At 43.7% G+C, this 3,034-nt stretch carries 3 protein-coding genes and 1 pseudogene; all 4 read left to right on the top strand.

Translation table 11 applies throughout. The features are described 5' to 3' along the window. Window positions 1-751 (top strand): hypothetical protein (locus tag RTK32_RS20625; protein WP_312047213.1); only part of this gene is annotated, 751 nt, incomplete at its 5' end. Beyond that, window positions 748-1,137, top strand: coding sequence for a DUF6911 family protein (locus RTK32_RS20620; RefSeq protein ID WP_312047211.1), 390 nt, complete (start codon window positions 748-750; stop codon window positions 1,135-1,137). The genes RTK32_RS20625 and RTK32_RS20620, both read left to right, overlap by 4 nt. Before the next feature lie 197 nt (window positions 1,138-1,334). Beyond that, window positions 1,335-1,802, top strand: coding sequence for a hypothetical protein (locus tag RTK32_RS20615; RefSeq protein ID WP_312047210.1), 468 nt, complete (start codon window positions 1,335-1,337; stop codon window positions 1,800-1,802). 628 nt (window positions 1,803-2,430) lie between these two features. Beyond that, a pseudogene (locus tag RTK32_RS20610) lies at window positions 2,431-3,034 on the top strand (hypothetical protein); the annotation flags it as partial.

Genomic DNA, 3,034 nt, shown 5'->3' with positions numbered 1-3,034 from the left:
TCTGGGTTATTTGAAGACCTACAGCGCTCAATCAGGGCAGGCAGCATTGGGAACCGATGCACTTATGGTTCTTCCTGGAGTACCGGGAGCGCTGGTACGCGGTAGCGTGGCCGTCGGAGGAGCTTATCAGACTGGTAGAGGTATTGGGCAGATAAGTGAGGGCGAATATGCAAAAGGTCTTGCCAATGTTGGCCTAGGTACGGCGATTGTTTTGGGAAGCAGGCAGGGTAGTAAAGTTATGAGCAATACTGATGGCTCGATAATTTCTCCAACTCAGCTGGCAACTCAGGACAGCTCACATGTATTAGATCGTCAAACGCACACATCAATACCTAAAGTAACAGCGGAACTGAGGGATCCGGTAACCGGAAAGACTTTTATTGATACAAATCAGGGTAATAGACCGGATTTTTATTTGGGTGATGCAAGCAGGCCAACTCTAACTAACGATATAGTTAGGGCTAAGGCTGTTAATCGTCCTGGTAAAAATTTTCCTAATGGTAATATGGCCACAGCTCATGCTGAAGTTGGAACAATTCAGCAAGCTTATGAGCAAGGGATTACAAAAGGTAGAGATATGCAATTGATAGTAACTGGGAAACCAGTTTGTGACTTTTGTAGAACTGATATTCGCACAATGGCAGAAAAATCAGGTTTGAAGTCGTTAACTATTTTTGAAGAAGCGACTGGCAAAACGCTTTACTGGGAAAATGGAATGAAAAAAATAGTATCTAAAAAGGAAGGTAAATGATGCTGGAATTTGAATTGTCATTATTTATAAATGGGCACCGTAAGGTTATATCCTCTCCTTCATGGGAAGATGTTCATGATTCCCTAAAAAAATTAAAAGGTAATGCAGGCAGTCTGTATTTAGAGGTTGTTAATCTTGAAGGGGATGGGCCGGAAAGGTTGAGTATAGAAAGTGATGGCTACTATTATATGATAACCTTATTGGAGTTTATTGGTGGTGAGGGTGTGGTTAGAACATTAAATAACTTTGATGCTCCGACAGGAAACGTGATGATTAATGGGGATTGTTGGTGTGAGAAGCAGGTTACTACAAATTTTGATGTTGTTTATAATTTGCTTTATTTGATTTTTTTTACTGGTGCTATACCTATAGAGATGCTTACTTAATTACACCTAAAAATAACGCTATTATTATGGATAAACTTTTGGAGTCAGCCAGAGATGTGAATGCAAGCAACCCAAGCAGTTCTATTGTTCTCCATGGCACAACTGGATCTGTGCGTATTAACGCAAAATGGAAAGTAATGGATGATGGTACGAAAAGACTGACTACAATGACTACGGGTACATTTTAAGGATAAGAAATGAACATTAAGAAAGAGATACAAGTATCAGTAAAGTTAGAAAATTATATCAAAAACGGATTTGTGAATGTTGATTCGTTTGAGAATCCTGATGATGAGGCGGCCGAGTGTTTGCTGGAACTATTTCAAGAAAAACCAGAGCTCTGTGAGAAATATTGTAAAATAATACTTAATGACGATAATATTGGTGATAAATATTTAAAGTCAAGCTGTCTATCTCATTTATTTGATTTAAATAAGGAGTATTCTCTTTTGCATGTTGAAACAGAAGTAGGGAAAATGTCACCTCCAGTCCTTGCCACAGCAATGGTTGGGCTTTGCCAATATAGTAACGCCCCTTTCAGGAATGAATATTCTAATAGTTTAATTAATAAAGTTTCTGATCGTTATGATGAAATTGTACAAGAGGGTGTTTACAGAGGTATTCTGGATGATTCTTATAAAACATTTTCCGATATATTCCTGTGAAAATAAAAATCAGGGTTTTGCTCAATTGGTTTTTCTGTAAACTTGCTGAAGGTAATAATCGTAGTCTTGATGAACTCTGTGCTTTTGAAAAAAAGTACAGCATGCAGGTCAGGTGTTGACTGTTTTAACGTTGTCATTATTTATGATGTAATAAAAATCTAATGAGGATTAAGTGCGCGTGTTGATATCTGGGTGCCGTTAAATGTACTGCCCGGTAAAATAAAATGGGCCATAGATGTTGTTTTAGCTTCTGCCAGCAGGCCAGGCTGTTTATATGATGAGCTGAAGAATATTTATGATGTAATATCCTTGCCGCCTAAATCATTTATATTCAATGTAAGTTTGATGTTATTCCCTCTATTCTCGAGTGAAAAATTTGGTTATATATAAAAATAAACGGTTACAGTGTAAATTAAGGCGATCCCTCCAAGATCTTTCACTGGTAATCATGTAGTTAATTCAGCCTTCGCCATTCCCCAATTCTTTTCTGGCTCATACGTGATTAACTTTTTGGCATGGTATCGGCTCATCAGCGACGGCGGACAAAAACAAGCTGGATACCGGCACGCTGGGCTTCAGCAACATTGAGAACCATGCGGACTACAAGGTCGAACACCAGAGCGTGGGCATGAGTACCGGCGGCCCGATTGGCAGCCAGATGCTGGGTAATATGGCCAGCACGATGCTGGCAGGCATCAACGGCGGCGGCAGCGCCGCGTCAGTGACAAAGTCGGCGGTGAGCGAAGGCACCCTTACCGTTCGCAATGGCGATAAACAGCAGCAGAGCGTGGCTGACCTGAGCCGGGACGTGGCAAATGCGAATCCGGGGCTGGATAAAATCTTCGACAGGGAGAAAGAGCAGCGGCGGGTGGAGACGGTGCAGGCGGTGGTGGATATCGGCCTGCAGGTCAGCGACATCGTCAGGACGCAGGGCAAAATAGCGGGCGAGAAGGCGAAGCTGGACCCACAACTGATGGCGACGGCAAAAGCGCAGCTGGAGGAAAAAGCGCGGAAGAACAGGGTGGAAACGGCGCCCGGCTACGAGGATATAGCGCAGCAGGCTTACAATAATGCCATGGCGCCGTGGGGAACGGGCAGCGCCCTTCAGCAGGGCATCAGCGCGGCAACGGCGGCAGCCTCGGCGCTGGCGGGCGGCAACCTGTCGGCAGCGGTAGCGGGCGGCGCGGCGCCGTACCTGGCGGAGCTGATACATAAAGCGACCACCACCAAAG

This window comes from Erwinia sp. (genome assembly GCF_031978025.1).
Classification (GTDB): Bacteria; Pseudomonadota; Gammaproteobacteria; order Enterobacterales; family Enterobacteriaceae; genus Erwinia.
The sequence above is the reverse complement of the archived record's forward strand: the minus strand, read 5'-3'. Positions and strand labels throughout refer to the sequence as shown.

What these genes read in the sequence shown, in the direction of transcription:
- RTK32_RS20620 (WP_312047211.1), top strand. Translation starts at nt 748, where the DNA reads ATGATGCTGGAATTTGAATTGTCATTATTTATAAATGGGCACCGTAAG.
- RTK32_RS20615 (WP_312047210.1), top strand. Translation starts at nt 1,335, where the DNA reads ATGAACATTAAGAAAGAGATACAAGTATCAGTAAAGTTAGAAAATTAT.